Source organism: Acinetobacter sp. YH12069, assembly GCF_013419675.1.
In the GTDB taxonomy this organism is placed as follows: domain Bacteria; phylum Pseudomonadota; class Gammaproteobacteria; order Pseudomonadales; family Moraxellaceae; genus Acinetobacter; species Acinetobacter amyesii.
Map to the genome: position 1 here is coordinate 1 of NZ_VOZS01000043.1, position 6,382 is coordinate 6,382.

Genomic DNA, 6,382 nt, shown 5'->3' on the forward strand with positions numbered 1-6,382 from the left:
GCAAGTAACTTGGACCAGTGTTGATCATTTAGCATTGTTCGAGGCATAGCGAGTGTAAAATTGGGTTTGGCGATTTAATTTTACTATCTCGCTATTTTTTTAATCAACAAATGTCAACAGATCCTAAGAATAATGAGTCTTGAAAGGACGTTTTCTTATTTGTTTTATAAACTTATCTTTTTTATAAATACGATAGGCAAATAAAAAGCCCGAAGATTCGGACTTTTTGGCCATTCGGCTTATAGCTTTTCAACCAAGATCCGATCTACCTGCTTTAAACCTGTATGCTTTTCATGGTTCTTACGGCGAATCTTAATCACTTTGTCTTCTTGCAAGTCTTGCAACATCAACTCTACTGCAACCATGGCTTCAAGCTCTAAGTCTGTGCCAATCCATTTCTGTTCACCAGCATCCATCAGTACAATTTCATCATTTATCTGATCGTAAAGGCTCATCGTTTCCTCACTTGGGGCAACATTGCACCCGTGGCTGAATACTGCATGAATGAATTAATTTTAAACCAATGCTTTAATTCATTCGTTACAAATCGTTATTTCACAATTTAAAATAAATTTAATCTCTGCAATAAAAAACGCCCCTTCTCTGGGGCGTCTTTATTACGGTTAATCTTTACAGATTAAGCGGTAATTTCTTTCACAGCAGCAACAACAGCATCAGCAGTAATACCAAAGTGTTGATACAAGTCTTTTGCTGGAGCAGATTCACCGTAAGTCGTCATACCGATTACACGACCATCAAGACCAACAAATTTCCACCAGTAGTCCACATGCGCAGCCTCAACAGCAACACGCGCACGGATCGCAGCAGGAAGAACCGCTTCACGGTAAGCAGCGTCTTGTTTTACGAATTCTTCAGCACATGGCATAGAAACCACACGCACACCTTCAAGTTGCGCGTAAGCATCCATTGCCAATGAAACTTCTGAACCTGTTGCAATGATGATTGCTTTCAACTCACCTTTTTCTTTTGCAAGTACATAACCGCCTTTCGCTACGTCAGCAATTTGATCTGCTGTACGAGTTTGGAATGGCAAGTTTTGACGAGAGAAGATTAACGCTGTAGGGCCTTCGCTACGTAACAATGCAGATTTCCAAGAAATAGACGCTTCAACAGTGTCACATGGACGCCAAGTGTTTAGATTTGGTGTACCACGTAAAGATGCAATTTGCTCTACAGGTTGGTGTGTAGGACCATCTTCACCTAGACCAATTGAGTCATGTGTATACACATGAATCACACGCTGTTTCATCAATGCAGACATGCGTACTGCATTACGTGCATATTCCATGAACATCAGGAATGTTGCTACATAAGGAACGAAACCGCCATGCAGCGCTACACCGTTCGCAATTGCAGTCATACCGAATTCACGTACACCGTAATGAACGTAGTTACCCGCTGGGTTAGATTCAACGCCTTCTGCGCCTTTCCATAAAGTCAGGTTAGAACCTGCAAGGTCAGCAGAACCACCTAGAATTTCTGGAAGCTGTGGTGCAAATGCTTGAATGGCATTTTGGCTCGCTTTACGAGTAGCGATTGTTTCAGCTTTTGCATTTACTTCTGCAATATAAGCATCCGCTTTTACAGCGAAGTCAGCAGGTAATTCACCAGAAAGACGACGTTTGAGTTCAGCCGCTTCTGTTGGATATTTAGCAGCATAAGCCGCAAATGTGTCGTTCCAAGCAGATTCAGAAGTAGTACCTTTCGCTTTTGCATCCCAAGCTGCATATACATCAGCAGGAATTTCGAATGGACCTTCTGTCCAGCCCAAAGCTTCACGAGTTAAAGCGATTTCATCATTACCAAGCGGCGCACCGTGGCAATCTTCTTTACCTTGTTTGTTTGGAGAACCTAAACCAATAATGGTTTTACAGATAATTAAAGTTGGTTTAGCTGTTTCAGCTTTCGCTTCAACAGTTGCTGCGCGGATTGCGTCTGCATCATGACCGTCAACTTTAAGCACTTGCCAGCCGTATGCCAAGAAACGCTGTTCTGTGTCGTCAGAGAACCAGCCTTCTACTTCACCATCAATTGAGATGCCGTTGTCATCGTAGTAAACAACCAATTTACCTAGACCCAAAGTACCTGCCAATGAACAAGCTTCGTGAGAAACACCTTCCATTAAACAACCGTCACCCAAGAAGCAGTATGTGTTGTGATCTACAACTGTGATGTCTTCTTTGTTGAATTGAGCCGCTAAAGTTTTTTCAGCAAGTGCAAAACCTACAGCGTTTGCAATACCTTGACCCAATGGACCCGTGGTTGTTTCGATACCCGGTGCATAACCCAATTCTGGGTGGCCTGGAGTTTTAGAATGCAATTGACGGAAAGATTTCAAATCTTCAATAGACAGGTCATAACCTGTTAAGTGCAATAACGCATATTGCAACATAGAGCCATGGCCGTTTGACAATACGAAACGGTCACGGTTTGCCCATTGTGGGTTTGCAGGGTTGTGGTTGAGGAATTCACGCCATACCACATCAGCAATATCTGCCATCCCCATTGGAGCACCTGGATGTCCTGAATTTGCTTTTTGCACAGCATCCATTGCCAATACACGAATTGCGTTTGCAATACGACGTTCGTTAAGCGGGGTTGTCATAGGTCAGAGTCCAAACAAATGGTTTAAAAGAGTAAGATGAATAAGAATTCAAAGATGCGTATATTGTCTTAAAAAAAGCGGAATGGGTAAAGCCTCAGGGGCAAATTTTCGCTAATTATTCCTGCACCACCTGTATTTTGGGTGCTTATTGCTCAATTTCAAGCCTATGCATGTTGTTTATTTTGTATACAGTGACGCTTTTATATGGCGAGTCAATGACAGCGCAATGCATATTTAGAGTTTGGCAGAGAAAGCAACCGCTTCATAACTGATAAAAGTCCGCTACATCGAAAGGCAATTGCAAATAAAAGTAGTAGTCAAAGCTTGTCTAAATAAATGACCATTTGAAATATGAAATACTTTCAATAATTAAACCCACTATGGTTTGGGTAACTCAAACGTCGTAATCATCCCTGTAAAATCAGCACTTATCCAATATACTCACGGTTTCACATTCAATACTTTAGATCCCACGACATGTAGCAGGTAAATTTCGCTGCGAAATATCATCCGATTGACAATTCCAAGCACCATTTAAACCATCTGGAATACTAAAATAGATCTGCTTTGAGCGAAGAGCAAAATTGACATCTGTTGATTTAAACGTAAAAACCACTGAACACGTTCCTGCCACATCAGTAATTTCACTACTCGCAATATACTTGGTACTGATACTTTCATTTAGCGCTGTATTCAAATCTACACAGCTTTGTTCCGCTGAATAATTTTCAATCAGTTTTAATTTATAGGGTGAAATCATTGTTAATACTTCAGCCACTTGCGCCCGAGCAACATAGCCATTGTAAGATACAGTAGCAATTGCAGCCAAAATACCGATGATTGCCACAACGATCATAATTTCAATGAGTGTAAAACCAGACTGTTTCATTACGTTTCCCCCATTCAACGTAATGACAAATAGGCAATTTGCATACCAAGTCTCAAAAGCCCGTATTTATTGTGTTTTATTTTTTAAATTAAACGAATAATTGTCGTTTACAGTCATATTCTGACAGTTCATGACGTTCATCAATGATAAATCTCAGGATATGGATTTGATTTATTCTTATAATTGATTCACTTAAAAAAACAATTTAGGCAATTGAACGCCTAATCACATTGTTGCTTGTGCCAAAGCCCAATATCTCTGTTTTATCTCATCATAAAAAATTAAATTGAGAAATCCATAGCTCATATCAATTTTTTAGATGCCTATATCAATTAAAAAGTCATTGAAATGAATTAATTTCATCCAATTTGGTCATGTTGAGCTAGTCCTAAACGCATTCTCGATGTAACATATTGCGTCTTTAAATTTAACTGTGATAGGACTTATGCGCGAGTACGCTGTATTTACCTCGGAATCTGTAAGCGAAGGCCATCCGGATAAAATGGCTGACCAAATCAGTGATGCTATTTTGGATGCAATCTTAAAAGAAGACCCATATGCACGGGTTGCTTGTGAAACGCTTGTAAAAACGGGTGCGGTTGTACTTGCCGGTGAAATCACAACAACTGCAAATGTTGACTTTGAAGCGATTGTTCGTAATACCGTAAATGGTATCGGATACCACCATTCAGATCTTGGCTTTGATGGTTCAACTTGTGCCGTGATCAACATGATCGGTAAGCAATCACCTGAAATTGCTCAGGGTGTTGACCGTCAAAAACCAGAAGATCAAGGTGCGGGCGACCAAGGTTTAATGTTTGGTTATGCAAGCCGTGAAACTGATGTGCTTATGCCAGCACCTATTTCATATGCGCATCGCTTAATGGAAAAACAAGCTGAACTACGTAAACAAGGCAAACTTGCTTGGTTACGTCCTGATGCTAAAAGCCAAGTAACATTTGCTTATGAAAATGGCATGCCAGTTCGCTTAGACGCAGTTGTACTTTCAACTCAGCACGATCCCAAAATTACTCAAGCTCAATTGAAAGAAGCGGTAATTGAAGAAATCGTGAAAAAAGTGATTCCTGCTGAAATGTTCCATGCAGACACTAAATTCCACATCAACCCAACAGGTATGTTCGTCATTGGCGGCCCTGTAGGCGACTGTGGTTTAACAGGCCGTAAAATCATTGTAGATACTTACGGTGGTATGGCTCGTCACGGTGGTGGTGCGTTCTCTGGTAAAGATCCATCAAAAGTGGACCGTTCTGCTGCTTATGCAGGCCGTTATGTTGCTAAAAACATTGTGGCTGCTGGTCTAGCTGACAAATGTGAAATTCAAGTGTCATATGCGATTGGTGTTGCAGAACCAACATCTATCTCGATCAACACATTCAATACTGCAAAAGTATCTGAAGATTTGATTATTGCACTTGTACGTGAACACTTTGACTTACGTCCATACGGTATTACTCGTATGTTGAACTTAATCCAACCGATGTACCAACAAACTGCTGCGTATGGTCACTTTGGTCGTGAAGGTTCTGATACCGCATTTACATGGGAAAAAACTGACAAAGTGGAAGCGCTTAAAGCATCTGCTGGTCTTTAATCTTAATAGATTAATTTCTCAAAAAAGCCTGCATTGATTGCAGGCTTTTTTATGCCCCATATGTCCATAACTAAAACATCTAGGATAAAAATAACTAGTGTAAAAAATATTGACTAAAATTTACGCCTAGCTTATTCATAAAACACCAAAATAATTTAAGAACAACATCATGCCCTTTCCATTAGACTTAAAATTTATTACTGCAACTGAAGAACAATTAGGATTTAAGTTTCCAGAAAAATATAAAGCCAAAATGCAAATTGAAAATGGTGGCGAATTCGGCATTAGCTTTTCTAGTGCGGATGAATTTGAAGATGGTGATGATATCGAAGCATGGTGGCTCTTCCCCTTCCAAGACACCAGCGATGTGAAAAGAATAAAACGTACAACGAATCATCTAGCCGCAGAACATCAATCCATAAGTAAAATTGAAGACTTCCCTGAAAACAGTATTGCAATTGCACATAACGGCGATGGCGATTATTTATTGATGCGTACGGTAGACGATACACAATTGGGGGAAGAAATATATTTATGGCGCCATGAAGACAGTGAATTTATCTATCTACTTGTGACTTCAATTGAAGAATTATTTAGTCAAAACCCTTAACGCTATAAGCATATATAAAGCCTTTTAAACTACAAAATATGCTGGATAAAATTACACTAAATCAACAATTTTTGATCGATTTTTGAATATTTTTTCAGCTAATATAAATTCAGCCCATGCTACGGGCATAACAAAAAAAGGAAAGATCAAAATGAATAAATTACTTGTTGCTTTAGGTTTGGCTGCAACTGTTGCACTTGTTGGCTGTAATAAAGACAAAGCGCCAGAAACAGGTGCAACAACTGGTGAACACCTAGAAAACGCTGCTGACCAAGCAGGCCATGACATTGCTGATGCAACTTCAGAAGCGGCAACTGCGACAGCTACTGCTGTAGATAATGCTGCAACTGCAACTGCGACAGCAGCTGACAATGCTGCAGAAAATGCTGAAGCTGCTGCACACAATGCAAAAGAAGCAGCTAAAGACGCGACTGCTGCAACTGCAGGTGCTGTTGAGCAAGGTGCAGCAAACGTGAAAGAAAAAGCTCAACAATAAGCATTCTTAAAAAAAAGCACCTTCGGGTCACTGCTGTCCCATAGTTTGACTTAAATAAAAAACCTGAGTCCAAAATAGTTAAAATGTAAGTGCTAACAAAGACTTCAACTATAAAGGATTCAGGTTTTGTCACATCAGAATACCGTATT

6 protein-coding genes and 1 pseudogene are annotated in these 6,382 nt (G+C 40.0%); 3 read left to right on the top strand and 4 right to left on the bottom strand.

Annotation, left to right across the window (positions count from 1 at the left end):
• Positions 1-239 precede the first annotated feature (239 nt).
• The 4 genes and pseudogenes from FTU16_RS16125 to FTU16_RS16715 form a co-directional block, all read right to left on the bottom strand.
• Positions 240-455: a hypothetical protein gene (locus tag FTU16_RS16125; protein ID WP_078188774.1), complete on the bottom strand. Its 216-nt coding sequence runs from the start codon at positions 453-455 to the stop codon at positions 240-242.
• A 182-nt stretch (positions 456-637) separates the two neighbouring features.
• Positions 638-2,626, bottom strand: coding sequence for a transketolase (gene tkt, locus FTU16_RS16130; protein ID WP_180064241.1), 1,989 nt, complete (start codon positions 2,624-2,626; stop codon positions 638-640).
• A 463-nt stretch (positions 2,627-3,089) separates the two neighbouring features.
• Complete coding sequence (locus FTU16_RS16135; protein WP_257235079.1) at positions 3,090-3,404, bottom strand: pilin; 315 nt, start codon at positions 3,402-3,404, stop codon at positions 3,090-3,092.
• Positions 3,405-3,418: 14 nt separating this feature from the next.
• Positions 3,419-3,515: pseudogene (locus FTU16_RS16715) on the bottom strand (prepilin-type N-terminal cleavage/methylation domain-containing protein); the annotation flags it as partial.
• A 445-nt stretch (positions 3,516-3,960) separates the two neighbouring features.
• Between FTU16_RS16715 and metK the strand changes: the two are divergent.
• From metK to FTU16_RS16150, 3 genes are all read left to right on the top strand, one after another.
• The gene (gene metK / locus FTU16_RS16140; RefSeq protein ID WP_078188779.1) at positions 3,961-5,127 is read left to right on the top strand and encodes a methionine adenosyltransferase; all 1,167 of its coding nucleotides are present in this window, start codon (positions 3,961-3,963) and stop codon (positions 5,125-5,127) included.
• 169 nt (positions 5,128-5,296) lie between these two features.
• Entirely contained in the window at positions 5,297-5,737 is a 441-nt protein-coding gene (locus FTU16_RS16145) for an SMI1/KNR4 family protein (RefSeq protein WP_180040067.1), read from the top strand.
• A 151-nt stretch (positions 5,738-5,888) separates the two neighbouring features.
• Positions 5,889-6,233: a hypothetical protein gene (locus tag FTU16_RS16150; RefSeq protein WP_078188782.1), complete on the top strand. Its 345-nt coding sequence runs from the start codon at positions 5,889-5,891 to the stop codon at positions 6,231-6,233.
• Positions 6,234-6,382 lie beyond the last annotated feature (149 nt).